Here is a 24,140-nt window from a genome sequence, read left to right on the forward strand (position 1 = left end):
CTCCCCAGCTGACCCCGACCCCGGCGCTGCGCGCGGCCGGGGAGAATGGGGGGGTGGGACCGCGACCAGCCGTAGCCGATGTCCGCAGGATGGTGCGTGAGGCACTGGCGGACGTACCCGAGGGAAGCCTGGTGCTCGCGGCTTGCAGCGGGGGCGCCGACTCACTGGCCCTGGCGGCGGCGCTGGGGTTCGCGGGGCCGAGGGCGGGGCTGCGTACGGGCCTCGTGAGCGTGGACCACCAACTGCAGGAGGGCTCCGGGGAGCGGGCGGCGCGGGTGGCGGCGCTGGCGGAGGAGCTGGGCCTGGGCTTCGGCGAGGTGCGGACCGTCGAGGTGGGCACGGCCGGCGGGCCGGAGGCGGCGGCCAGGGAGGCGCGCTACGGGGCGCTGAAGGAGGCGGCCGGGGCCCACGGGGCGGCGGCGGTGCTGCTCGGGCACACGAGGGACGACCAGGCGGAGACCGTCCTGCTGGGGCTGGCCAGGGGAAGCGGGCTGCGGTCGCTCGCGGGCATGGCCGGGACGACGGGCGTCTATCGCCGGCCGTTCCTGGAGATCTCCCGGGCGACGACGGTGGGCGCGTGCGAGGCGCTGGGGCTGTCGCCGTGGCAGGATCCGCACAACGACGACCCGCGCTTCACCCGCGTACGGGTGCGGAACGTGGCGCTGCCGATCCTGGAGAGGGAGCTCGGGCCGGGCGTGGCGGAGGCGCTGGCGCGGACCGCCGCGCTGGCGCGGGAGGACGCGGACGCGCTCGATCAGTGGGCCGAATCGGCGTACCAGGATTGCGCTCTAAGCGATATCGCCGGAAACGTGACGCTGGCCGTACGGGCTCTGGAGGGGGTCCCGGGGGCCGTACGGACACGGGTGCTGCGGCGGGCGGCGCTCGCGGCGGGAGCGCCGTCCGGGGCGCTTTCGGCGGGGCACGTGCGGGCCGTGGACCGCCTGATCACGCGGTGGCACGGGCAGAAGGCCGTGGACCTGCCCGGGGGTCTGACCGCCGTCCGGCGGTATGGCACCCTGATACTCGCCATCAGTCCCATCGCGTAAGGAACCAACAGGTGGACGCTGCCGACATGGGCAAGGATCTGGAGAAGGTCCTCATCCCGGAGGACGAGCTCCAGGCCAAGATCAAGCAGTTGGCCGGGCGCATCGACGAGGACTACGCGGGCCAGGAACTGCTGCTCGTGGGCGTGCTGAAGGGCGCCGTCATGGTGATGGCCGACCTGGCCAGGGCCTTGCACGTGCCGGTGCAGATGGACTGGATGGCGGTGTCGTCCTACGGGGCGGGCACGAAGTCGTCGGGCGTCGTGCGGGTGCTGAAGGACCTCGACACCGACATCATGAACCGCCACGTGCTCATCGTGGAGGACATCATCGACTCCGGCCTGACCCTTCACTGGCTGCTGGAGAACCTCAAGTCGCGCAACCCGGCCTCGCTGGAGATCTGCACCGCGCTGCGCAAGCCCGACGCGGTCAAGGTGCCGATCGACGTCAAGTACGTGGGCTTCGACATCCCCAACGAGTTCGTGATCGGCTACGGGCTCGACTACGCCGAGCGATACCGGAACCTTCCGTTCATCGGGACCCTCGCGCCGCACGTTTACCGCTAGCAATCCGGACTGTGGCCGGGAACACCACGTACCTTGACGTACGTTGGTAGGGAAGACCGGTGTAGCGGGCGGTCCCTCCGTGCGCTCCTCCGGTGTACCTTCTGACTCCGGGAGGGTGACCCAGCGTCCCCTTCGGGTAGTCAGAAGTCGCGGTGCCGGATGCCGCGGCCCCGGTTCTCCGGGGTTCCAGGCCATGGTCAGGAAGGGACGGGCCCGCAAGGGGTTCCGCATCGGATGGATCTCAAGCGATTTACACGTGGGCCACTGCTGTGGATCCTGGGCATCGTCGTGCTCCTCCTGCTCGTCACCCAGCTCTGGAGCGGCGGGGGCAACTACAAGCAGGCCGACACGTCAACGGTGCTCCAGCAGATTCGCACCGGCAACGTCAGCAATGCCAAGATCATTGACAAGGATCAGCGGATCGAGCTGACCCTGCACAGCCCCATCCAGGTGGGCGGCAGCGGCACGGCGACCAAGACGATCCAGTCCGACTGGGTGACCGGCTACGGCGGCAAGCTGACCGACGAGCTGCAGGCACAGGTCGACGCCAAGAAGACCAAGAGCTTCACGACCGAGGTGCCCCAGGAGAGCTTCCTGGTCAGCCTCCTGCTCAGCTTCCTGCCGATCGTCATCATCGTGCTGATCTTCCTGTTCATCATGAACCAGATGCAGGGCGGCGGCAGCCGGGTGATGAACTTCGGCAAGTCCAAGGCCAAGCTGATCACCAAGGACACCCCCAAGACGACCTTCGCCGACGTCGCCGGCGCGGACGAGGCGATCGAGGAGCTCCAGGAAATCAAGGAGTTCCTCCAGGCCCCGGCCAAGTTCCAGGCGATCGGCGCCAAGATTCCCAAGGGCGTGCTGCTCTACGGCCCGCCCGGCACCGGCAAGACCCTGCTCGCCCGCGCGGTCGCGGGTGAGGCGGGCGTGCCGTTCTACTCGATCTCCGGTTCCGACTTCGTCGAGATGTTCGTCGGCGTCGGCGCCTCCCGTGTGCGCGACCTGTTCGAGCAGGCGAAGGCCAACGCCCCGGCGATCATCTTCATCGACGAGATCGACGCCGTCGGCCGCCACCGCGGCGCCGGCCTGGGCGGCGGTCACGACGAGCGCGAGCAGACGCTCAACCAGCTGCTCGTCGAGATGGACGGCTTCGACGTCAAGGGCGGCGTGATCCTCATCGCCGCGACCAACCGGCCCGACATCCTCGACCCGGCGCTGCTGCGTCCGGGCCGTTTCGACCGGCAGGTCACCGTCGACCGGCCCGACCTGGAGGGCCGTAAGGGCATCCTCAAGGTGCACGGCCGGGGCAAGCCGTTCGCGCCGGGCGTCGACCTCGACGTCATCGCCCGCCGCACCCCCGGGTTCACCGGCGCCGACCTGGCCAACGTGATCAACGAGGCCGCGCTGCTCACCGCGCGCGCCGACGAGAAGCTGATCACGATGGACATGCTGGAAGAGTCGATCGACCGTGTCATGGCAGGGCCCGAGCGCAAGACGCGGGTCATGTCCGACAAGGAAAAGAAGATGATCGCCTACCACGAGGGCGGTCACGCGCTGGTGGCGCACGCGCTGCCCAACTCCGACCCAGTGCACAAGATCACGATCCTGTCCCGCGGCCGCGCCCTCGGTTACACGATGACGCTGCCGATGGAGGACAAGTTCCTGGCCACCAGGTCGGAGATGATGGACCAGCTCGCGATGCTGCTCGGCGGCCGCGCGGCGGAGGAGCTCGTCTTCCACGAGCCCACCACCGGCGCCTCCAACGACATCGAGAAGGCCACCGCCGTCGCCCGCCGCATGGTGACCGAGTACGGCATGAGCGAGCAGCTCGGCGCCCGTAAGTTCGGCAGCGGCCAGGCGGAGGTGTTCCTGGGACGCGAGATGGGCCACGAGCGCGACTACTCCGAGAAGATCGCCTCGACGATCGACGAAGAGGTCCGCCGGATGATCGAGACGGCGCACGACCAGGCGTGGGACATCCTGGTCGAATACCGCGACGTGCTCGACAACCTGGTGCTGCACCTGATGGAGAAGGAGACCCTCTCCCGCGACCAGGTGCTGGACATCTTCTCGCCGGTGGTCGTCAAGGAGCACCGCCCGTCCTACGCGGGCTACGGCAAGCGCCTGCCCTCCGACCGTCCGCCCATCCTGACGCCGAAGGAGCAGTCGGCCAACGGCTCACTCACCTCCGGTCATCAGGACGCGCTGCCGTCCGGAGACAGTGCGTGAAGCCGCACGACGTCGATTTCGGCCGGATCGAGAAGGCCGTCCGCGAGATCCTCTACGCCATCGGCGAGGATCCCGACCGCGACGGCCTTCTCGAGACGCCCGCCCGCGTCGCCCGTGCTTACGCCGAACAGTTCTCCGGCCTGCACCAGACCCCCGAAGACGTGCTCAACAAGGTCTTCGACGTCGACCACGACGAGATGGTGCTGGTCAAGGACATCGAGGTCTACTCGACGTGTGAGCACCATCTGGTGCCGTTCTACGGCGTGGCCCACGTCGGCTACATCCCGAACGACCAGGGCCAGGTGACCGGCCTGTCCAAGCTGGCCAGGCTGGTCGACGTGTTCGCCCGCCGGCCGCAGGTCCAGGAGCGGATGACCTCGCAGATCGCCGACGGGATCATGCGGGTGCTGGACCCGCGCGGCGTGATCGTCGTGGTCGAGGCCGAGCACCTGTGCATGACGATGCGAGGGGTGCGCAAGCCGGGCGCCAAGACCGTCACGTCGGCCGTCCGGGGTGACTTCCGCACCAGCGACAAGACCCGCGCCGAGGCGATGGCGCTGATCCTCGGACGCTGACGCCTGTCCGCGCCGCATGGATTCCGCAGCGGGCGGATCGTTATCCACAACCGGGGACCCGCGATATCACCAGGTATGGGCGAGCGCCTAGGCTTGGCCTCATGACGAGAGTGCCGGGGCTGGGCGACGAGGACCGGTGCCTTGTCATGGGCGTCGTCAACGTGACGCCCGACTCGTTCTCCGACGGCGGCCTGTGGTTCGACGAGGCGGTGGCGATCCGCCGCGGGCTTGAGCTGGTCGCCGAGGGGGCCGACATCGTCGACGTGGGCGGCGAGTCGACCAGGCCCGGAGCCGCCAGGGTGTCCCTGGAGGAAGAGCTGGCCCGCGTGGTGCCCGTGATCAGGGCGCTCGACGCGGAGGGCGTGGCCGTCAGTGTCGACACGATGCGGGCCGAGGTGGCCAGGGCCGCCGTCGAGGCGGGCGCGCGGCTCGTCAACGACGTGAGCGGCGGCCTGGCCGATCCCGAGATGCCGCGGGTGGTGGCCGCCACCGGCGTGCCCTACGTGGTCATGCACTGGCGCGGCCACAGCCAAGACATGGACAGCCGCGCCGTCTATCACGACGTGGTCACCGAGGTGCGCGAGGAGCTCGCCAAGCGGGTCGACCTGGTGCTCGCCGAGGGGGCGTCGGAGGAGCAGATCGTGCTCGATCCCGGTCTCGGCTTCGCCAAGAACGCCGCGCACAACTGGGCGCTGCTCGCCGGCACGCGGCAGCTGGCCGAGCTGGGCTATCCGCTGCTCATCGGGGCCTCGCGCAAGAGGTTCCTGGGGCGGCTGCTGGCCGGCGCCGACGGCACGCCGCGCCCGTTCAGCGGCAGCGACGACGCCACCCTGGCCGTGACCGCGCTGGCCGCCCGCGAGGGCGCCTGGTGCGTACGGGTGCACCACGTAGGTCCCAACGCCGATGCCGTGCGCGTGGCCGCAGCATGGAAGAGAGCCGGAGCCAACACATGAGCGTCGACACCGCCGCCATCGAGACGGTGAACCAGGACTTCTACACCGCGATCGAGGATGCCAACCTCGACAGGATGACCGAGATCTGGGCCGAGGACACCGCTGACGACCAGGTCAGCTGCGTGCATCCTGGCTGGACCCTGCTGACCGGGCGCTCGGAGGTGCTGCGGTCCTGGGCGTTGATCATGGCCAACACGACCTACATCCAGTTCGTGCTCACCGACGTCAACACCACGGTCCTGGGCGACGTGGCCGTCCTCACCTGTGTGGAGAACATCCTCACCGCGGGCGAGGAGGGCGAGTCCAGTTTCGCCGCGGGCAAGGTGGTGGCCAGCAACGTCTACATCCGCACGGGGCAGGGCTGGCGGCTGTGGATGCACCACGGCTCGCCGGTGCTGCAGGGCGATGACGACGAGGAGGAGGAAGACGAGCTTGAGCGCTGACCGGATCGCGCTGAAGGGCCTGCGGGCCCGGGGGAGACACGGGGTGCTCGCCGCCGAGCGGGAGCTGGGGCAGGAGTTCGTCGTCGACGCGACGCTCTTCCTTGACACCGCGCCGGCGGCCGCCGGTGACGATCTGGCCAAGACCGTCGACTACGGCGAGCTGGCCCAGGACCTGGTCGAAGTGGTCGAGGGCGAGCCGGTCGAGCTGATCGAGACGCTCGCGCAGCGGCTGGCCGACGTCTGTCTGGCCCGGAAGCTCGTCGAGGCGGTCGAGGTGAGTGTGCACAAGCCGGCGGCGCCGATCCCGTTGCCGTTCGGCGACGTGGTGGTGACGATCGAGCGGAGCCGTCCATGAAGGCCGTCCTCGCCCTCGGGGGCAACCTGGGCCGGCGTTTCGAGACGCTGCAGGGGGCCATCGACACGCTGTTCGACGCGCCGGGGCTGGAGTTCGTCTCGGTGTCGCCGGTCTACGAGACCGATCCGGTGGGCGGCCCCGGCGGGCAGCGGCCCTACCTCAACGCGGTGGTCGTGGCGGAGACCACGCTGGCGCCGCGCACGCTGCTGGAGCGGGCGCAGAGCGTGGAGAACGCGTTCGGGCGGGTGCGCCAGGAGCGATGGGGGCCGCGCACGCTCGACATCGACCTGATCATGGTCGGCGAAACGGTCAGCGACGATCCGGAGCTGACGTTGCCGCATCCGCTGGCGCACGAGCGGGCGTTCGTGCTGGTGCCGTGGGCGGCGGCCGACCCCGACGGCGAGGTGCCGGGGCGCGGCCGGGTGGCCGACCTGCTCGCGGGCCTGGACCGGCGCGGTGTGCGGCTGCGCGGAGACCTCAAGCTGCAGAGGCCGGACGATTGAGGCCGACCCGGCCCGGCGTGCTCGTCGGGCTCATCGTCGTCGTCGCGCTGATCACCTGGGTGCTGGTGCGGCAGTTCTACGCCGACCTGCCGCTGGTGCCGTGGACGGCGATCCCGACGGTGCTGCTGCTGGGCATCGGCGAGGCGTACACGGCCTGGATGACCAGGGCGCGGATCGCTCGCAAGCCGGGCACCAAGCCGGCCGAGCCGCTCGCGGTGGCCCGCCTGGCGGCCCTGGGCAAGGCGTCGGCCTACGGCGGCGCGGTGTTCGCGGGGGTGTTCGCCGGGTTCGCCCTGCACACGGTTCAGCTCTTCACCCGGGAGACGCCGCGGTCGGAGTTCTTCGTGTCGCTGGGCTCGTTCCTGTCGTGCGTGGCGCTGATCGTGGCCGCTCTGTTCCTGGAGCACGCCTGCCGCATCCCGAAGGACCCCGAGGATCAGCGGCCCGCATAGAGCGTCACCGCGTGCTCGTGTCCGGTGATCGTTCGGCCGGGGTGCGGCGGCGGCCGAAGAGGTAGATGACCGGGAGGGTGCAGAGCAGCGGGCCGGCGATGGCCAGGGGGCGCTCCAGCCACCACCACACGTCCGGCGGCACCTCCGGGGTGAGGCTGCCGAACAGCCACCACGACAGGCCGAGCGCGATGGCCATGCCGGTGGTGTGGAAGAGGAACAGCGGCAGCGCGAAGCGGTTGATGACGGCGTTGACCCGCTGCCAGCCGGGCTTGTCCAGGACGCGTTCCATGGCCGGGCGCAGCACCTCGACCAAGCCGATCTGGAAGATGAGCAGGGCGACGATGACGAACGTCGGCGGGGCCATGTTGGACCATTTGTCCCCCGGCACGCCCACCATGGACCCCGGGTAGATGCCCGAGTAGACCAGGCCGAACAGGGCGAACAGCCCCGTCCACAGGATTCCGGCGTCGTAGCGCCGGGGCAGGGCGACGATGCGGTCGTAGAAGAAGCCCGCCTGGTGCGCCAATCCCCAGACGATGATCATGTTGAGCCAGCCGGCCCACTCGACGTCGTAGCGGAACCGGACCACGTCCACCACCAGCGCGGCCCCGCCCAGCCAGATGAGGGCGAGCACGTCGTACTTGCGATGCAGGAGCAGCGCGACCGGCAGGAGCGCGATGAGCACCAGGTAGACGCCGAGGAACCAGAGCGGGCTGAGCACGAGCAGCACCACCCGCCACATCCACGGCACGTCGAACGCCCAGGTGACGACGGCGCCGACGGCGATCCACGCGCCGGCCAGGGCGAGCGCCGGGAGGGAGAGCGAGCGGAGGCGCCGCCAGACGAACCGGCCGAGGCCGGTGCCGCGCTCGCACGCCCGGCCCCACGACAGCAGGTGCACGTGCCCGCCGACGTAGAAGAACAGGGGTAACACCTGCAGCAGCCAGGTGAGGATCCACAGCCCCGAGGTGAAGCCGAGCGGGCTGGTGGGTTCGGGGCCGTGCGGCTTCCACTGCAGGATGGTGAAGGCCCAGTGCCAGACCACCACCACGATCAGGCTCAGCGCCCGCAGCCAGTCGACGTACCTGTCGCGTCGCGGAGGGGAGGTCACTTGTCGATGTCACCCACCACGAAGAACATCGACCCGAGGATCGCCACCATGTCCGCGACCAGGTGCCCGGGCAGCATCTCGCGCAGCACCTGGACATTGCTGTAGGACGCGGAACGCAGCTTCATCCGCCACGGCGTCTTGTCGCCCTTGGACACCAGGTAGTAGCCGTTGATGCCGAGCGGGTTCTCCGTCCAGGCGTACGTGTGGCCTTCGGGCACCTTGAGCACCTTGGGCAGGCGCTGGTTGACCGGTCCCTGGGGGAGGTCGCGCAGCCGTGCGACGCAGGCGTCGGCCAGGTCGAGCGAGACCTTGAGCTGTTCGAGGAGCACCTCGAAGCGGGCGTGGCAGTCGCCGGCGGTGCGGGTGACGACCTTGACGGGCAGCTCGGCGTAGGCCAGGTAGGGCTGGTCGCGGCGCAGGTCGAGGTCGACCCCGGAGGCGCGGGCGATGGGACCGCTGACGCCGTACTGCAGGATCTGCTCGCGGGACAGGACGCCGACGCCCTTGGTACGGGCCAGGAAGATCTCGTTGCCGAGGATGAGGTTCTCGATGTCGGGGACGCGGCGTCGGGTCTCGGCGATCGTCCGCGCCACGCGGTCGAGCCAGCCGAGCGGCAGGTCCTCCTTGAGCCCGCCGACCCGGTTGAACATGTAGTGCATGCGCCCGCCGGAGATCTCCTCCATCACGGCCTGGAGGCGTTCGCGCTCGTCGAAGGCGTAGAAGATCGGCGTCATCGCGCCCAGCTCCAGCGGGTAGGAGCCGAGGAACATCAGGTGGTTGAGCATCCGGTTGAGCTCGGCGAGCAGCGTGCGCGCCCACACGGCGCGGACCGGGGGCTCCATGCCGAGCATGCGTTCGGCGGCCAGCACCACGCCGAGCTCGTTGGCGAACGCCGACAGCCAGTCGTGCCGGTTGGCCAGCACGATGATCTGCCGGTAGTCGCGCACCTCGAACAGCTTCTCGGCGCCCCGGTGCATGTAGCCGATGATCGGCTCGGCGGTGGAGATGCGCTCGCCGTCGAGAGTGAGACGCAACCGGAGCACTCCGTGCGTCGACGGGTGCTGCGGGCCGATGTTCAGGATCATGTCCTCGGTGGCCAGTTCCTTGGCGCCCGCACCGATTCCGACCACGCGTTCCGTCATACGGCCCATGCTGCCACCGGTGGGTCGGTCAAGGAACGGTATGGGGGTGCATCGCTGGTCCACCCAGGGGGATGAGTACTGGAAACGGGGGAGAAAAGGTCATGAAAAGGGTTGTGTTCGACATCGCCGCCCTGATCGCACGGGTGGTGATCGGCGTCATCTTCCTGGCGCACGGATGGCAGAAATGGCAGGCCGGGCTGGGGGCCACGGCCGCCATGTTCGGCCAGTCGGGGGTGCCGCAGCCGCAGCTCGCCGCCGCGTTCACCACGGTCGCGGAGACGGTCGGCGGCATCCTGCTGATCCTCGGCCTGCTGGTGCGGCCGGCCGCGCTGGTGCTGCTCATCGGCATGATCGGGGCGGCCGTGTTCGTGCACGCGCCGAACGGCATCTTCGTCCAGCAGGGCGGCTGGGAACTGGTCGGGGCGCTGGGGGCGGCGTCGCTGCTGTTCCTGGCGCTGGGCGGCGGGCGTTTCGGCGTCGACGGGATTCTCAGCGGCGTCTTCAGGCGGCGGGCCGAGCGGCGGGCGGCCGAGCGGGAGCCGGTGGCGGGCACCACGACCGTGGACCGGCCGGCTCCCGACACGAAGGCCGCCTACCCGGACGAACGGCATGCCGTGCCCCGGCAACCGGCCGAGCACGAGCGCCCGCAACCGGCCGAGCACGAGCGCCCGCACCCGGCCGAGCACCGGCCGGGCGGGCTGAGCGAGGAGGACATGCGCGACGTGGACGCGGTGGTGAACGACCAGCCGACGCGCCCGAAGCCGCCGAACCGCTGACCTAGCGGCTGACCAGGTCACGCAGGGCGGAGACGAGCCGGTCGACGTGCTCCTGCGTGGTCCCGACGCCGATGGAGGCGCGCACCGCCGACGCCGTGTCGTCCTCGCAGCCGCCGTCCGCGGTGCCGAGCAGGTGCCGGACGAACGGGTGGGCGCAGAACTTCCCGTCCCGTACGCCGATGCCGTACTCGCTCGACAACGCCTCGGCGACCTCGCGGGCGCTGTAGCCGTCCACGGTGAACGACACGATGCCCACGCGCGGGTGCTCGGGCCCCCACAGCGACAGCTCCCGTACGCCGTCGATCGCGGCGAGCCCGGCGCGGAGCCGTGCGATCAGCCGCTCCTCCTCGCGCACCAGCGGGGTCCAGCCGGTGGCGGTGAGCGCGTCGCAGGCGGCGGCCAGCGCGATCGCGCCGAGCACGTTCGGGGTCCCGGCCTCGTGCCGGGGCTCGGCGTCCTCGTGCCACTCGGTGCTCTCGCCGACCGAGCGCACCGCGCCGCCCCCCTTCAGGTACGGGGTGCCGTCCGACAGCCAGTCGCGCCGGCCCACCAGCACCCCGGCCCCGAACGGCGCGTACAGCTTGTGCCCCGAGAAGGCCACGTAGTCCAGGTCGAGCGCGGTCAGGTTGACCGGCCGGTGCGGCACGAGCTGGGCGGCGTCGACCAGGATGCGGGCCCCGTGCCGGTGCGCGATGTGGGCCAGCGCGGCGATCGGCCACAGCTCGCCGGTGACGTTGGAGGCGGCGGTGACGACGAGCAGCTTGGGCCCGTCGATGGCGGCCAGCGCCTCGTCGGCGGCGCGCACGGCCTCGCCGGGGAAGGCGGGCGGCGCCAGCCGTACGGCGTTCTCCCAGGGCAGCAGGGAGGCGTGGTGCTCGGTGTCGAAGACGACCACGGTGGTGCCGCCGGGCAGGCAGCCGGCCAGCAGGTTGGTGGCGTCGGTGGTGTTGCGGGTGAAGATGACCGCGTCGTCGGAGCGGGCGCCGACGAAGGCCCGTACGGTGTGCCGGGCCTGCTCGTAGCGGGCGGTGGTGAGCTGGGAGGCGTAGCCCGCGCCGCGGTGCACGCTGGAGTAGGCCGGGAGCGCGGCGGCGACGGCCGCGCTGACCGGCTCCAGACAGGGGGCGCTGGCCGCGTAGTCGAGGTTGGCGTAGCCGACGAGCTTGCCGCCCTTGACCGGCACCTCCAGGTCGGCGCCGACCACGGCCGGGATGGCACGGGCCTGCTGGACGGGGGCGTGCTCAGCGGCGGCGGGACGGGCGGCGTTGAAGATCGTCAGGGTGGACACGGCGAGTCTCCTCGGGTCATCGGACCCCTGGAGCAGCCATGGAGCCCGCGCTTGCCCGCCACACCTCGTGACGGACCAGGTCTTCACCCGGGGCACCCCGCCGCGGACGCGAGGGTTGCCGGCCAGCGAGCCGGGGCTTGGCGCTGGCACTCATGACCTACGTCGGCACTATAACCGACACCCACCCGTAAAACGCAACTGCGAACTTATCGGGCCGTTGGCTCGTTGCTTCCTGGGACATCCCCCGAAAACCAGGAGGTAGACGATGTTGGACTGGGTGGCTGACCCCCAGATCTGGATAGGGTTCTTCACCCTTGTGGCGCTGGAGATCGTGCTGGGCATCGACAACATCATCTTCATCTCCATCCTGGCCGGGAAGCTGCCGCCGGAACAGCGCGACCGGGCGCGGGTGCTGGGGCTGGCGGCGGCGTTGATCAGCCGGCTGCTCCTGCTGCTGGCGCTGTCGTGGGTGGTGAGGCTCACCGAGCCGCTGTTCACGGTCCTGGGGCAGGAGATCTCGGGACGGGATCTGATCCTGCTGCTGGGCGGGCTGTTCCTGCTGGGCAAGAGCGTCACCGAGATCCACCACACCATGGACGTGAGCGAGAAGGACGGCAAGAAGGCGGTGGCCGCGTCGTTCGCCTCGGTGATCGCGCAGATCATGGTGCTCGACATCGTGTTCTCGCTCGACTCGGTCATCACCGCGGTGGGCATGGTGGACGAGATCGGCGTGATGATCGCGGCGGTGGTCGTGTCGGTGCTGGTGATGCTGTTCGCGTCCGGGCCGATCAGCCGGTTCGTCGACACGCATCCGAGCATCAAGATGCTGGCGCTGGCGTTCCTCGTGCTGATCGGGGTGGTGCTCATCGCCGAAGGGCTGGAGCAGCACATCCCGAAGGGGTACATCTACTTCGCGATGGCGTTCTCGATCATCGTCGAACTGCTCAACATCCGGGTGCGGAGCAGGAGAGCGAAAGCTTCTACTATTGAATAGTGCGCTTTGACCCCTGGAATCCGGATTTCGTCGCTCACCCGTACGGCGTCTACGCCGACCTGAGGCGCGAGGCGCCCGTGAGCTTCTTCGAGCCGACCGGCCAGTGGCTGGTCGCCCGGCACGCCGACGTGAACGCCCTGCTCAGGGATCGCCGCCTGGGCAGGGCGTACCTGCACGTGGCCACGCACGAGGAGTTCGGCAAGGAGCCCGAGCCGGAGTTCCAGGAGCCGTTCTGGCGGGTGATCAGGGCGGGCATGCTCGACGTCGAGCCGCCCGTGCACACCCGGCTGCGCCGCCTGGTCTCCAGGGCGTTCACGCCCCGCATGGTCGAGTCGCTGCGCCCCCGGGTGCGCGCGATCGCCGAGGGCCTGGTCGACGCGTACGTCGAGAAGGGCGGCGGGGACCTGATCGCCGAGGTGGCCGAGCCGCTGCCGGTGACGGTGATCGCCGAGATGCTCGGCATCCCCGACGCCGACCGTCACCTGCTGCGCCCCTGGTCGGCCGACATCTGCGGGATGTACGAGCTGAACCCGTCGGAGCAGGCGCAGCACACGGCCGTCAGGGCGGCGTCGGAGTTCGCGGCGTACCTGAAGGAGCTGGCGCGTGAGCGCGGGCGGCGGCCGGGCGACGACCTGATCAGCGCGCTGGCGGCGATCGACGAGCTGACCGAGGACGAGCTGGTCGGCACCTGCGTGCTGCTGCTCAACGCCGGCCACGAGGCCACCGTGAACGTGACGGGCAACGGCTGGTGGTCACTGTTCAGGAACCCGGGCGAGCTGGCCCGGCTGCGCGCCGACCGCGGGCTGCTGCCGACGGCCGTCGAGGAGCTGATGCGCTGGGACACGCCGCTGCAGATGTTCGAGCGCTGGGTGCTGGAGGACATCGAGGTCGGCGGCGTCGCCATCCCGCGCGGGGTGGAGGTGGCGCTGCTGTTCGGCTCGGCCAACCGCGACCCCGAGGTGTTCGACGACCCGGACCGGCTGGACGTCGGCCGGGCGGACAACCCGCACATCTCGTTCGGCGCGGGCATCCACTTCTGCCTGGGCGCGCCGCTCGCCCGCATCGAGCTCATCGAGTCGTTCGGCGCCCTGCTGGACCGGGCGCCGAAGCTGGAGCTCCGCCGGGAGCCGGCGTGGAAGCCCGGGTACGTGATCCGCGGCCTGGAGTCGCTGGACCTGAGTGTGTCCTGAACCTCTCACCGGCTCTGCGTGAGCCAGCCGAAGCCGCCGAGGCCGCCCGGATCGATCAGCTCGGCCTCCTCCGAGGCGCGGGCCAGCGCCCTCAGGTAGCCCCGGGGATCGGTCCGCGCCAGGTCGAGCGGCGCGAGGTCGCCGGTGACGCCCAGCGCGCGCAGCGCGGCCCGCTGTGTGGACAAGCCTGTGGATATCCCGCCGGCCCGGCGGCCCGCCTCCGCGCACGCGTCGAGCGCCACGTGCGCCGTGATGTCGCAGGTGCCGTCGGGGACGGGGGCCACGACCGCCCCGTCACGGTATCCGGTGAGCGTGCCCCGCATGGGACGGTTATCCACAGGGTGTGCATAATCCACGGCGATCGCCCGCCCGCCGGAGAGCCGGGCCAGCACCGAGGCCCAGGCGGCGTCGCGGGGCCGGCCGATCTCCGCCCGCGAGCCCACGCACGACAGCGGCCACCACCGCGCCAGCCACTCCAGGTCGGGCCCCCGCAACGGGTCGCCGAGCCGCTCCTCGCCGGTCTCGGTGTCGACCATCACCAGCCTCGGCCCGTCGGAGGTCTGCTCGGCCACGTCCAGCGGGATGTTGTCGAGCCACTCGTTCGCGATCGCCAGGCCCCGGATGTCCGGCGGCAGCGTGGACTGCCAGCCGATGCTCTCGGGCAGCCCCTCGGGCCGGGCGGACAGGTCGACGGCGGTGATGCGCAGCCGGTCGCGCAGTCCGGGGCCTGCGGCGTCGAGCACGTGGCGGACCAGCGTGCCCTCGCCGGCGCCGATGTCGACCAGGTCGAGCCGGGCGGGCGAGCCGAGCCCTGCGTCGACCTCCTCCAGGAGGGCCAGGACCGCCTCCGCGAACGCCACCGAGGCGCTGACCGACGTGCGGAAGTGCCCGGAGGGGCGTTCGCGCAGGTAGAAGCCGCTCTCGCCATATAGCGCGCGCTCCATGGCGGCGCGCCAGGTGAGCCACATCCCTGGACTATCTCATGCCCTCGCGTCGACACGAACGGTGATTGCTTGACTACTTTACGTCCCTGGGTTGCGCTACCGTTTACTGGTTGTTGTCGAATGGCCACCGATCGTCATCGTTCGGCGGTCATCCCGAGAAGGAGTCCCTCGTGTTCAAGAAAGCCATCGTCGTGGCGGGTGCGCTCGGCATGCTGTCGCTGGCCGCCCCCGCGCAGGCCGACATCACCAGCGGCCGCAACGGCCTGCTTTCCGGCAACCAGCTCTTCCTGCCCATCACCGCGCCGATCAACATCTGCGGCAACGCGGTGGCGGTGGCCGGCCTGGCGATCGCCGGCTGCAAGGGCGGCGCCGGCGCTCACGTGCATCGCTGACATGCCGGAGCTCGGACCGGTTTGAGAGTAAACCGGTCCGAGCCCCGTACCTTGGCCGGCCAGTCGGCGGTGGCGGCCAGGGTGCACCTCCAAGGGGTTCGCACGATGCGGGCGTCGGGTCCGGTTGACGGACTCGGCGCCCGCTGCTGTGCGATGAACCCCTCTCCTCATCATTCCCGACAGGGGGTGCACGGTTTATATGCCCTTGTCCGTTTTGTCGCTAACGCAACATGCGGCAAAGCCCCGGTCACGCGCCTGTGGCAAATCGGCCGTTACGCTGGTCGGCAGCGTCTCCAGGGGTGCTCGACAGGGGTGGGACATGGACGCAGGTGATCGCCCGGCACGGCTGGCCGTCGGCGTGCTGGGATCGGGCAAGGTCGGCTCCGCGCTCGGTGCGGCGCTCGCGCAGGCCGGGCACCGGCTGGTGGCGGCGAGCGGCGTCTCCGACGCCTCCCGGCGCTGGGCCGCCGACCGGCTCGGCGTCGAGCCCGTCCGGCCCGAGGAGGTGGTCGAGGCGGCGGAGCTCATCCTGCTCACCGTCCCCGACGACGCGCTGCCCGACCTCGTCAGCGGCCTGGCCGCCACCGGCGCCGGCCTCCAGGGCAAGCTGCTCGTCCACACCAGCGGCGCGTACGGCCTGTCCGTGCTGCGGCCGGCCGCCGGGGCGGGCGCGCTGCCGTTCGCCCTGCACCCGGTGATGACGTTCACCGGCAGGGACGACGACCTCAACCGCATCACCGGCTGCTCCTTCGGCGTCACCGCGCCCGAGCCGCTGCGTCCCATCGCCGAGGCCCTGGTCATCGAGATGGGCGGCGAGCCGGTGTGGATCGCCGACGCCGATCGCGCCCTCTATCACGCGGCCCTGGCCAGCGCCGCCAACCACATGGTCACGCTCATCGCCGAGTCGTCCGACCTGCTCGGCCGCATCGGCGTCGAGCACCCGGGCCGCATGCTGGGGCCGCTGCTCGGCGCCGCCCTCGACAACGTGCTCCGGCTCGGCATCAACGGCCTGACCGGGCCGGTGGTGCGCGGCGACGCCGGCACCGTGCGCAAGCACGTCGACGCGTTGATCCTGGCCGCGCCGGAGGCGGCCGACGCCTACGTCGCGCTGGCCCGGCTCACCGCCGACCGGGCGCTGGCCGCCGGCCTGCTCAAGCCCGAGGAGGCCGAACGCTTGCTCGACGCCCTGGGTGGCAACATATGGACGTGACCGTGACCGGCATGGCACGGATCCGCATGTCGCCCCCGGAGGCCGCTTCATGGACCCCATCGTCGCCAGGAACCGCACCGACCTGATCAAAGCCCGCGGTGACGGCTCCGTCGCCCTCGTGCCCACCATGGGCGCCCTGCACGAGGGGCACCGCTCCCTCATCAGAGCGGCCCGCTCGCGTGCCGACCACGTGGTGGTCAGCATCTTCGTCAACCCATTGCAGTTCGGCCCGAGCGAGGACTTCTCCCGCTATCCCCGTACGTTCGACGCCGACCTGGGGGTGTGCCGCGCCGAGGGGGTCGAGGTGGTGTTCGCCCCTGCGGTGGAGGACATGTACCACCCCGACCGGCAGGTGAGCCTCCGTTCCGGGGAGATGGGCCGGGTCGTGGAGGGCGCGGTGCGGCCCGGGCACTTCGACGGGATGCTCACCGTGGTGCTCAAGCTGTTCAACCTGGTCCAGCCGGATCTCGCGGTCTTCGGGCAGAAGGACGCCCAGCAACTGGCGCTGATCCGCCGCATGGTGGCCGACCTCGACGTGCCGGTGGAGATCGTGGGCGCGCCGACGGTGCGCGAGCCCGACGGGCTGGCGCTGTCGAGCCGCAACCGCTACCTGTCCCCGGCCGACCGGGAGGTGGCCCTCGCCCTGTCGCGTGCCCTCCGCGCGGGGGAGGCCGAGAACGTGCCGTCCCGCGTCCTCGCGGCCGCCCGCGCGGTCCTGGAGGCGGCGGCCCCGGAGCTGGCGCTGGACTACGTGGTGCTGGTGGATCCGGCCACGTTCGCCGAGGTCCCGGAGTCGTACACGGGTGAGGCGGTCCTCGCGGTCGCCGCCCGCGTGGGGAGCACCCGGTTGATCGACAACCTGGTGCTCTCCTTCTAGACCGGCCCCGGGGAAGGGAAGCGCGGACGGGGGCGTTATCGTCATATTGACGAAATTCCCTCATCTGAGGAGATCCCCATGAGTGCACCGGCCATCCCCCTGCGGCTGTCGGCGCCCGAACCCGGGTGGAACGTCGAGGCCGACCTGGTCGTCGTGGGTTCCGGCATCGCCGGGCTGACGGTGGCGCTGCACTACGCCGAGCTCGAACCCAGGGCCAGGGTCCTGGTCGTCACCAAGGACGTGCTGTCGGCCGGGTCCACCCGGTGGGCGCAGGGCGGGATCGCCGCCGTGCTGGACCCGGCCGACACCCCCGACGAGCACCTCAGCGACACCCTGCTGGCCGGGGTGGGGCTGTGCGACGCCGAGGCCGTCAGGGCGCTGGTGACCGATGGGCCGGGCGCGCTGCGGCGGCTGATGGGCCGCGGCGCCGAGTTCGACCGGACCCCCGACGGTCACCTGCAGCTCACGCGCGAGGGCGGCCACCGGCGCGACCGGATCGTGCACGCCGGCGGCGACGCCACCGGTGCCGAGGTGCAGCGGGCGCTGGCCGAGGCGGTCCGGGCGAGCGGGATCGAGGTGATCGAGCACGCGCTGGTCCTCGACCTGCTGAAGGACGCGAACGGCCGCGCCAGGGGCGTGACGCTGCACGTGATGGGTGAGGGCGCGGGCGACGGGGTGGGCGCCGTGCGCGCCCGCGCCGTCGTGCTGGCCACCGGCGGCATGGGCCAGGTCTACTCGTCCACGACGAACCCGCAGGTGTCCACCGGCGACGGGGTGGCGCTGGCGCTGCGGGCCGGAGCCGTGGTGCGGGACCTGGAGTTCGTCCAGTTCCATCCGACCGTGCTCTGGCTGGGTGAGGGCGCCACCGGCCAGCAGCCGCTGATCTCCGAGGCGGTCCGGGGCGAGGGCGCGTTCCTGATCGACCATGAGGGCGACCGGTTCATGACCGGCGTGCACGAGCTGGCCGATCTGGCGCCGCGTGACGTCGTGGCCAAGGCCATCACCCGGACGATGCGCGAGTCCGGGCACGACCACGTCTACCTGGACGGCCGCCACTTCGGCGAGGAGAAGTGGCGCTCCAGGTTCCCCACGATCTACGCGGTCTGCCGGGAGCACGGCATCGACCCGGTCAGCGAGCCCGTCCCGGTGGCTCCCGCCGCCCACTACGCCAGCGGCGGAATCCGTACCGACCTGCGGGGCCGTACCAGCATCGAGGGGTTGTACGCGTGCGGCGAGGTGGCGTGCACGGGCGTGCACGGCGCGAACCGGCTGGCCTCCAACTCGCTGCTCGAAGGGCTGGTGTTCGCCGAGCGCATCGCCGAGGACATCCATCGCGTACGGCCCGAACCGGGCGAGCCGGTCGTGGCCGGGGCGGCCGAGGGGCTGACGGACCCGAGGGCGCGCGGCCGGATCCAGGCGCACATGAGCGCCGGAGCGGGCGTCCTGCGCAGCCGCGCGTCGCTCACGGCCACGGTCCGGGCGCTGCGCGATGCCAGGTGGACCCCGGTCCACGTGGCCTCGTGCACCGAGTCGTGGGAGACGACGAACCTGCTCACCGTCGCGACCGTACTGGCCGGCGCGGCGGCGGCACGGCAGGAGACGCGCGGCTCGCACTGGCGGGAGGATTTCCCCGACCTCGACGACGAATGGCTGGGGCACCTGGACGTGACCCTGACGGAGGAGGGCGTGCACATGACCTACACCCCGCACGGTGACGCGATGCCGCGGCGCCTGGCACAGGAGCTGGCCGCCGCCGGAGTGGATCCGGCCGAGATCGACGCGGTGATCGACCGGGCGCTGGCCGAGGACCTCCAGGCGGCCGGCGACGTGACGAGCCTGGCGACGGTCCCGGCCGGGCACCGGTCGGTGGCCGACATGGTGGCCCGCGCCGACGGCGTGGTGGCCGGGCTGGCGGTGGCCGAGGCGGTGTTCGCCCGCCTGGGCGCGGGCCCGGCCGAGCGCCGGGTCAAGGACGGCGAGCGGGTGCGCAGGGGCGACGTGCTGATGACGGTGGAGGGCCCGACCAGGACCCTGCTGACCGCCGAGCGCACCGCGCTGAACCTGCTCACGCACCTGTCCGGCATCGCCACGCTGACCGGACGCTGGGTGGCGGCGATCAGCGGCACCGGGGCGCGGGTACGTGACAGCCGCAAGACGCTGCCGGGGCTGCGGGCCCTGGAGAAGTACGCGGTGCGCTGCGGCGGCGGCGTCAATCACCGCATGTCGCTGTCGGACGCGGCCCTGATCAAGGACAACCACGTGGTGGCCGCGGGCGGGGTCGCCGAGGCGTTCCGCGCGGTGCGCGAGCGCTACCCCGACGTGCCGATCGAGGTGGAGGTCGACAGCGTCGAGCAGCTCGAAGCGGTGCTCGCCGAGGGGGCCGACCTGATCTTGCTGGACAACTTCACGGTGGAGCAGACGGTCCGAGCCGTACAAATCGCTAAAAAGGGGGCGAAAAACGCGGTTGCGCTGGAGGCCAGCGGGGGATTGACCTTGGAATTGGCGCGTGATGTGGCCGAAACTGGCGTGGACTACCTTGCGGTGGGAGCGCTGACCCACTCGGCGCCCGCCCTGGACGTCGCACTGGATCTACGGGGGTAATCGATGCTGCTCACGATCGACGTCGGCAACACGCACACGGTGCTCGGCCTCTTCGAAGGCGAGGACGTCATCGAGCACTGGCGGCTGGCCACCGACGCCCGCCGCACCGCCGACGAGATCGCCGTCGTCCTGCAGGGGCTGCTCGGGCAGTCGCCGTTGCTCAAGGGCGCCGACGTGGGCGGCATCGCGATCTGCTCCACCGTGCCGAGCGTGCTCAACGAGATGCGTGAGATGTGCCGCCGCTACTACGGCGACGTGACGGCCGTGGTCGTGGAGCCGGGCATCCGCACCGGGGTGCCGGTGCGGATGGACAACCCCAAGGAGGTCGGCAGCGACCGCATCGTCAACGCGCTGGCCGCCATCGACCAGTACGGCGGGCCGTGCATCATCGTCGACTTCGGCACCGCGACCTCGTTCGACGCGGTGTCGGCCAAGGGCGAGTACGTCGGCGCGGTCACCGCGCCCGGCATCGAGATCTCCGTCGACGCGCTCGCCGCGGCCGGGGCGCAACTGCACAAGGTCGAGCTGATCCGGCCCCGCTCGGTGATCGCCAAGAACACCGTCGAGGCGCTCCAGGCCGGCATCATCTACGGCTTCGCCGGTCAGGTCGACGGCATCGTCGAGCGGATGGCCGCCGAGCTGGCCGACGACCCCGACGACGTGACCGTGGTCGCCACCGGCGGCCACGCGGCGCTCGTGGTGGGCGAGTCGCGCTGCATCGACGTGCACGAGCCCTGGCTGACACTCATCGGGCTGCGGCTGATCTACCAGCGCAACACCGCATAAGACGGGCGGCCCCCCGCTCGGGAAGAGGGCCGCCCGCCGTCTGTGGACGATCACTCGCTCTCGGCGGCGTAGAGGTAGGCCCAGTGGCCGCACTTGCTCACCCAGTGCTTGTGCGGGTGCACCTGGCAGACCTTGACCCGCAGCGCGGAGACGTCGTCGACGCTGAAGCCGAACTTCTTGTGGCCGGGGTAGCCGCAGTACTTCTTGCTGTAGACCTCGTCCCAGTCGTGGTCGAAGTCGGCGGCCTGAAACTTCACGTAGGCGCACTTGCCGCCCTGGGCGTAGCTGCGGGCGTCCTTGTCGTACAGCTTGCCCTTGACGTGGACGGTGTTGGACTCCTGGTCCTCGTCCCACTCGACGCCCACCCAGCCCGTGGCCTTGGCCAGGTGGTGCTTGGCGTAGACGGAGCCCCAGTGGTCGCTCTGGTCGTACGGGCCGGAAGCGGCGGCGGCCGGGGTCGCGAGAACGAGCGTGCTGGTCGCGGCGGCGGCGAGGAGCCCAATCGTGATCTTCTTGAACATGATCTCTCCTTGAGCTCCTTCCTGAGCCGGCTCCGTACCGGTTCCGCTGAGCTCGTGAGTCATGAGTAACGCCGCGTGCTTGCAGCACCCCTTCACGGGACCGACGAGGACTTGCAGCCGGCCGTATCCCCTACGCTTTGATGCTGTGAGCGACGAACTTCCCGAGCAGATGCGCATCCGGAGGGAGAAGCTCGACCGCCTTCGCAGCCAAGGCGTCGACCCTTACCCGGTGAACTTTCCCCGCACGGCCACCAACGCCGAGGTCAGGGAGAAATACCAGGGCCTGGAGCCCGACACCCAGACCGGTGACCGGGTGGGCGTCGCCGGCCGCGTCATGCTCAACCGCGTGGGCGGCAAGCTCTGCTTCGCCACGCTCCGCGACGGCAGCGGCGACCTGCAGGTGATGATCTCGCTCGACAAGGTCGGCGAGGAGTCCATGGCGGCCTGGAAGCACGACGTCGACCTCGGCGACCACGTCGGCGTCGAGGGCGAGGTGATCACCTCCCGGCGCGGCGAGCTGTCCATCCTGGCCGACAGCTGGCAGATCACCGCCAAGTGCCTGCGCCCGCTGCCGGAGAAGCACGTCGGGCTCACCGACCCCGAGGCGCGGGTCCGGCAGCGCTACGTCGACCTCATCGTCAACGACGAGGCCCGCGAGATGGCCCGCATCCGCAGCGCCACCGTGCGCGCGGTCCGCGACTTCTGGCACGAGGAGGGCTACCTCGAGGTCGAGACGCCGATGCTGCAGCCGATCCACGGCGGCGCGGCGGCCCGGCCCTTCAAGACCCACATCAACGCCTACGACATGGAGCTCTACCTTCGCATCGCGATCGAGCTCTACCTCAAGCGGCTGGTCGTGGGCGGGATCGAGAAGGTCTTCGAGATCAACCGCAACTTCCGCAACGAGGGCGCGGACTCGACGCACAACCCCGAGTTCACCATGATCGAGGCTTACGGCACCTACCTCGACTACAACGACATGGCCGACCTCACCCAGCGGATGTACCAGAAGGCCGTGGTGGCCGCGCTCGGCACGACCGTGGTCGTGCACGACGGCGTCGAGGTCGACCTGGGGCTGCCCGAGTGGCCGCGGGTCAAGCTCTACGACCTGGTCTCCGACGCGGTGGGCGAGGAGGTCACCACCGAGACGCCGCTGGAGCGGGTCCGCGCGCTGGCCGACAAGCACGAGGTGCACTGGGACGCCAAGTGGGGCCAGGGCAAGCTGGTCCAGGAGCTGTTCGAGGAGCTGGTCGAGCACACGCTGATCCAGCCCACGTTCGTCATGGACTACCCGCTGGAGACCTCCCCGCTGACCCGGCAGCACCGCGACAACCCGCTGCTCACCGAGAAGTGGGACCTGATCGGCTTCGGCACCGAGCTCGGCACCGCCTACTCGGAGCTGGTCGACCCGGTCGAGCAGCGCCGCCGCCTGGTCGAGCAGTCGCTGCTGGCGGCCGGCGGCGACCCGGAGGCCATGCAGCTCGACGAGGACTTCCTCCAGGCGCTCGAGTACGCCATGCCCCCGACGGGCGGCATGGGCGCCGGCATCGACCGGATGATCATGGCTTTCACCGGCAGGAACATCCGCGAGACGATCCTCTTCCCGCTGGTCAAGCCCTCCCGTTGAGCCGCACCGGCAGGGTGGCGAGCCCGCGCAGCACCAGGTTCCCCTTGTACGGCGGCGCGGGGTCGGCCAGCTCCAGCTTCGGCGCCGCCTGAGCCAGCGCGCGCAGCGCGATCTCGCCCTCCAGCCTGGCCAGCGGCGCCCCGAGGCAGAAGTGGATGCCCAGCCCGAACGCCAGATGCCGGCCCGGCGCCCGCTCCACGTCGAAGCGGTCCGGGTCGGCGAACACGGCGGGGTCGCGGTTGGCGGCCCCGACCAGCGCCAGCACCGCGCCACCCGCGGGCACGGCCGTCCCGGCCAGCTCCACGTCCTCCAGCGCGACGCGCGTCGTCAGCTGCACCGGCGGGTCGTACCTCAGCACCTCCTCGACCACCTGCTGGGGCCGGTCGGCGGCGCGCCCGAGCACGCCGTGCCCGACCAGGTTGAGCACGCCGTTGGCGATGAGGTTGACGGTCGTCTCGTGCCCGGCCACGAGCAGCAGCACGCAGGTGCCCAGCAGCTCCTGCTCGGTCAGCTCGTCGACCTGGGCGAGCGCGCTGAGCAGGTCGTCGCCGGGCCGCTCGCGCCGCAGCGCGATGAGATGGCGGAAGTAGTCACGGAACTCCTCCCGGTCCCGCTCGGTCCGCGATGCCAGGTCCGGCGGCACGATGGGGTCCAGGCTCCTGGCCAGCGTCTCGCTCCAGCCGCGGAAGCGCTCGTGGTCCTCGGGCGGCACGCCGAGCATCTCGCTGATCACCATGACCGGCAGCGGGTAGGCGAACGCGCTCATCAGATCCGCCTCGGCGGGCAGCGCCTCGATGAGCCCGGCGGTGATGGCCTCGATCCGCGGCCGCAGCCGTCTGATCATCCCCGGGGTGAACGCCCGGCTGACCAGGCCGCGCATCCGCGTGTGGTCCGGCGGGTTCATCATCAGGAACGACCTGGGGGGCTCGCCGTCGGAGGGCGCGCCGTGGCCGAAGCGGGGGTCGCGCAGCACCGCGGAGCACAGCTCGTACGTGGTGGCGACGAGAAGCCCGCCCCGGGTCCGCAGCAGCGCGTCACGGTCGCGGAGCTCGCGGTAACGGGCATACGGGTCACGCAGGAAGTCGGGATCCGACGGGTCGAACCCGAGCATGTCCGTCGGCGTCAAAGGAGCGTAGTCAGGATCGCTGTGGTCGATCATCGTGCCCCGATAAGTGACGACATATGGCGAGTACTTCACATACAACGGATCATGTCAATGGAGGAGGTCAAGTGCGGCAGATCTCGTGCTTGACGATGATTCCTGGATGCGTTTACCGTCTGCGAGACGAGCAGCTTGGCTCGGACCGTAGACGTCTCCGAGTGGTGCTGTTGGGGGGGAGGGCTCCCGATGGATGTGCTCACAGAAGGCGTTGAGCTCAGCCATGCCGATCTGGCGTTGCTGGCCGAGCTGGCCAAGGGTGTCACCGTGGATCGGGTCGGACGGCGTCTGGATATCAGCGGTCGCACGGTGCGGCGGAGGCTGCGCGGCATCTGCGACCGCATCGGTGTGGCCACCGCGATCGAGGCGGTGGCCTGGGCTGCCAGAAGGCAGCTCATCTGAG

25 protein-coding genes and 1 riboswitch are annotated in these 24,140 nt (G+C 70.7%); of the genes, 19 read left to right on the forward strand and 6 right to left on the reverse strand.

All coding sequences use genetic code 11. The features are described 5' to 3' along the window. Positions 1 to 89 precede the first annotated feature (89 nt). The 9 genes from tilS (at position 90) to ADY59_RS29365 (ending at position 7,119) form a co-directional block, all read left to right on the forward strand. Complete coding sequence (gene tilS, locus ADY59_RS29325) at positions 90 to 1,046, forward strand: tRNA lysidine(34) synthetase TilS (protein WP_049568672.1); 957 nt, start codon at positions 90 to 92, stop codon at positions 1,044 to 1,046. An 11-nt stretch (positions 1,047 to 1,057) separates the two neighbouring features. Next, a complete protein-coding gene (gene hpt / locus ADY59_RS29330) occupies positions 1,058 to 1,609 on the forward strand; it encodes a hypoxanthine phosphoribosyltransferase (protein WP_049568591.1) in 552 nt (183 codons plus the stop codon). 234 nt (positions 1,610 to 1,843) lie between these two features. Beyond that, complete coding sequence (gene ftsH, locus ADY59_RS29335; protein WP_049568594.1) at positions 1,844 to 3,838, forward strand: ATP-dependent zinc metalloprotease FtsH; 1,995 nt, start codon at positions 1,844 to 1,846, stop codon at positions 3,836 to 3,838. Further along, positions 3,835 to 4,413 (forward strand): GTP cyclohydrolase I FolE, encoded by a 579-nt coding sequence (gene folE, locus ADY59_RS29340; RefSeq protein ID WP_049568597.1) that lies wholly within the window; start codon positions 3,835 to 3,837, stop codon positions 4,411 to 4,413. Before ftsH ends, folE begins: the two co-directional genes overlap by 4 nt. Positions 4,414 to 4,514: 101 nt before the next feature. Beyond that, on the forward strand, positions 4,515 to 5,366 hold the full coding sequence (gene folP, locus ADY59_RS29345; RefSeq protein WP_049568599.1) for a dihydropteroate synthase: 852 nt from the start codon (positions 4,515 to 4,517) through the stop codon (positions 5,364 to 5,366). Then, a complete protein-coding gene (locus ADY59_RS29350) occupies positions 5,363 to 5,809 on the forward strand; it encodes a nuclear transport factor 2 family protein (RefSeq protein ID WP_049568602.1) in 447 nt (148 codons plus the stop codon). The genes folP and ADY59_RS29350 overlap by 4 nt, the downstream gene beginning before the upstream one ends. Then, entirely contained in the window at positions 5,772 to 6,164 is a 393-nt protein-coding gene (folB, locus tag ADY59_RS29355) for a dihydroneopterin aldolase (protein ID WP_049568606.1), read from the forward strand. Before ADY59_RS29350 ends, folB begins: the two co-directional genes overlap by 38 nt. Next, a complete protein-coding gene (gene folK, locus ADY59_RS29360; protein ID WP_049568609.1) occupies positions 6,161 to 6,667 on the forward strand; it encodes a 2-amino-4-hydroxy-6-hydroxymethyldihydropteridine diphosphokinase in 507 nt (168 codons plus the stop codon). Before folB ends, folK begins: the two co-directional genes overlap by 4 nt. Before the next feature lie 17 nt (positions 6,668 to 6,684). Continuing rightward, a complete protein-coding gene (locus tag ADY59_RS29365; RefSeq protein WP_331459539.1) occupies positions 6,685 to 7,119 on the forward strand; it encodes a DUF3180 domain-containing protein in 435 nt (144 codons plus the stop codon). 4 nt (positions 7,120 to 7,123) lie between these two features. Here ADY59_RS29365 and ADY59_RS29370 read toward each other — a convergent pair whose 3' ends face one another. Beyond that, entirely contained in the window at positions 7,124 to 8,230 is a 1,107-nt protein-coding gene (locus ADY59_RS29370) for an acyltransferase family protein (RefSeq protein WP_049568614.1), read from the reverse strand. Next, positions 8,227 to 9,372 (reverse strand): NADH-quinone oxidoreductase subunit D, encoded by a 1,146-nt coding sequence (locus ADY59_RS29375; protein WP_049568617.1) that lies wholly within the window; start codon positions 9,370 to 9,372, stop codon positions 8,227 to 8,229. Before ADY59_RS29375 ends, ADY59_RS29370 begins: the two co-directional genes overlap by 4 nt. A 101-nt stretch (positions 9,373 to 9,473) precedes the next feature. Between ADY59_RS29375 and ADY59_RS50440 the strand changes: the two genes are divergently transcribed. Next, positions 9,474 to 10,148: a DoxX family protein gene (locus ADY59_RS50440; protein WP_156325810.1), complete on the forward strand. Its 675-nt coding sequence runs from the start codon at positions 9,474 to 9,476 to the stop codon at positions 10,146 to 10,148. Between the two features lies 1 nt (position 10,149). Here the strand turns inward: ADY59_RS50440 and ADY59_RS29385 are convergent, their stop codons facing one another. Beyond that, positions 10,150 to 11,436 (reverse strand): aminotransferase class V-fold PLP-dependent enzyme, encoded by a 1,287-nt coding sequence (locus tag ADY59_RS29385; protein ID WP_053175258.1) that lies wholly within the window; start codon positions 11,434 to 11,436, stop codon positions 10,150 to 10,152. 42 nt (positions 11,437 to 11,478) lie between these two features. Continuing rightward, a riboswitch (SAM riboswitch) is annotated at positions 11,479 to 11,594 on the reverse strand. Positions 11,595 to 11,713: 119 nt separating this feature from the next. Here ADY59_RS29385 and ADY59_RS29390 point away from each other — a divergent pair. Beyond that, positions 11,714 to 12,430 carry a TerC family protein gene (locus tag ADY59_RS29390; RefSeq protein WP_231618958.1) on the forward strand — a complete coding sequence of 239 codons (717 nt, stop codon included), beginning with the start codon at positions 11,714 to 11,716 and terminating at the stop codon, positions 12,428 to 12,430. Further along, positions 12,430 to 13,620 carry a cytochrome P450 gene (locus ADY59_RS29395; RefSeq protein WP_049568623.1) on the forward strand — a complete coding sequence of 397 codons (1,191 nt, stop codon included), beginning with the start codon at positions 12,430 to 12,432 and terminating at the stop codon, positions 13,618 to 13,620. The genes ADY59_RS29390 and ADY59_RS29395 overlap by 1 nt, the downstream gene beginning before the upstream one ends. A gap of 5 nt (positions 13,621 to 13,625) precedes the next feature. Here the strand turns inward: ADY59_RS29395 and ADY59_RS29400 are convergent, their stop codons facing one another. Continuing rightward, entirely contained in the window at positions 13,626 to 14,588 is a 963-nt protein-coding gene (locus tag ADY59_RS29400; protein ID WP_049568626.1) for an SAM-dependent methyltransferase, read from the reverse strand. 146 nt (positions 14,589 to 14,734) lie between these two features. Between ADY59_RS29400 and ADY59_RS29405 the strand changes: the two genes are divergently transcribed. The 5 genes from ADY59_RS29405 (at position 14,735) to ADY59_RS29425 (ending at position 20,430) form a co-directional block, all read left to right on the forward strand. After that, positions 14,735 to 14,956: a chaplin family protein gene (locus tag ADY59_RS29405; protein ID WP_053175261.1), complete on the forward strand. Its 222-nt coding sequence runs from the start codon at positions 14,735 to 14,737 to the stop codon at positions 14,954 to 14,956. A gap of 319 nt (positions 14,957 to 15,275) precedes the next feature. Continuing rightward, positions 15,276 to 16,166 carry a Rossmann-like and DUF2520 domain-containing protein gene (locus tag ADY59_RS29410; RefSeq protein WP_049568628.1) on the forward strand — a complete coding sequence of 297 codons (891 nt, stop codon included), beginning with the start codon at positions 15,276 to 15,278 and terminating at the stop codon, positions 16,164 to 16,166. A gap of 49 nt (positions 16,167 to 16,215) precedes the next feature. Then, positions 16,216 to 17,043: a pantoate--beta-alanine ligase gene (gene panC / locus ADY59_RS29415; protein WP_049568632.1), complete on the forward strand. Its 828-nt coding sequence runs from the start codon at positions 16,216 to 16,218 to the stop codon at positions 17,041 to 17,043. Between the two features lie 78 nt (positions 17,044 to 17,121). Beyond that, positions 17,122 to 19,644, forward strand: a complete 2,523-nt coding sequence (locus tag ADY59_RS29420) for an L-aspartate oxidase (protein ID WP_049568635.1) — start codon at positions 17,122 to 17,124, stop codon at positions 19,642 to 19,644. A 3-nt stretch (positions 19,645 to 19,647) separates the two neighbouring features. Continuing rightward, complete coding sequence (locus tag ADY59_RS29425; RefSeq protein ID WP_049568638.1) at positions 19,648 to 20,430, forward strand: type III pantothenate kinase; 783 nt, start codon at positions 19,648 to 19,650, stop codon at positions 20,428 to 20,430. A 50-nt stretch (positions 20,431 to 20,480) separates the two neighbouring features. Here ADY59_RS29425 and ADY59_RS29430 read toward each other — a convergent pair whose 3' ends face one another. Further along, positions 20,481 to 20,951 (reverse strand): hypothetical protein, encoded by a 471-nt coding sequence (locus ADY59_RS29430; RefSeq protein ID WP_049568641.1) that lies wholly within the window; start codon positions 20,949 to 20,951, stop codon positions 20,481 to 20,483. Between the two features lie 169 nt (positions 20,952 to 21,120). On the opposite strand from ADY59_RS29430, the gene lysX reads away from it, so the two are divergent. Then, positions 21,121 to 22,578, forward strand: coding sequence for a bifunctional lysylphosphatidylglycerol synthetase/lysine--tRNA ligase LysX (gene lysX, locus ADY59_RS29435; RefSeq protein WP_049568682.1), 1,458 nt, complete (start codon positions 21,121 to 21,123; stop codon positions 22,576 to 22,578). On the opposite strand, the gene ADY59_RS29440 is transcribed toward lysX, so the two are convergent. Beyond that, the gene (locus ADY59_RS29440; RefSeq protein ID WP_231618959.1) at positions 22,562 to 23,737 is read right to left on the reverse strand and encodes a cytochrome P450; all 1,176 of its coding nucleotides are present in this window, start codon (positions 23,735 to 23,737) and stop codon (positions 22,562 to 22,564) included. The genes lysX and ADY59_RS29440 overlap by 17 nt on opposite strands. Before the next feature lie 189 nt (positions 23,738 to 23,926). Between ADY59_RS29440 and ADY59_RS29445 the strand changes: the two genes are divergently transcribed. Further along, complete coding sequence (locus ADY59_RS29445) at positions 23,927 to 24,139, forward strand: LuxR C-terminal-related transcriptional regulator (protein WP_043615366.1); 213 nt, start codon at positions 23,927 to 23,929, stop codon at positions 24,137 to 24,139. Position 24,140 lies beyond the last annotated feature (1 nt).

The organism is Nonomuraea sp. SBT364 (assembly GCF_001083785.1).
Taxonomy (GTDB): Bacteria; Actinomycetota; Actinomycetes; order Streptosporangiales; family Streptosporangiaceae; genus Nonomuraea.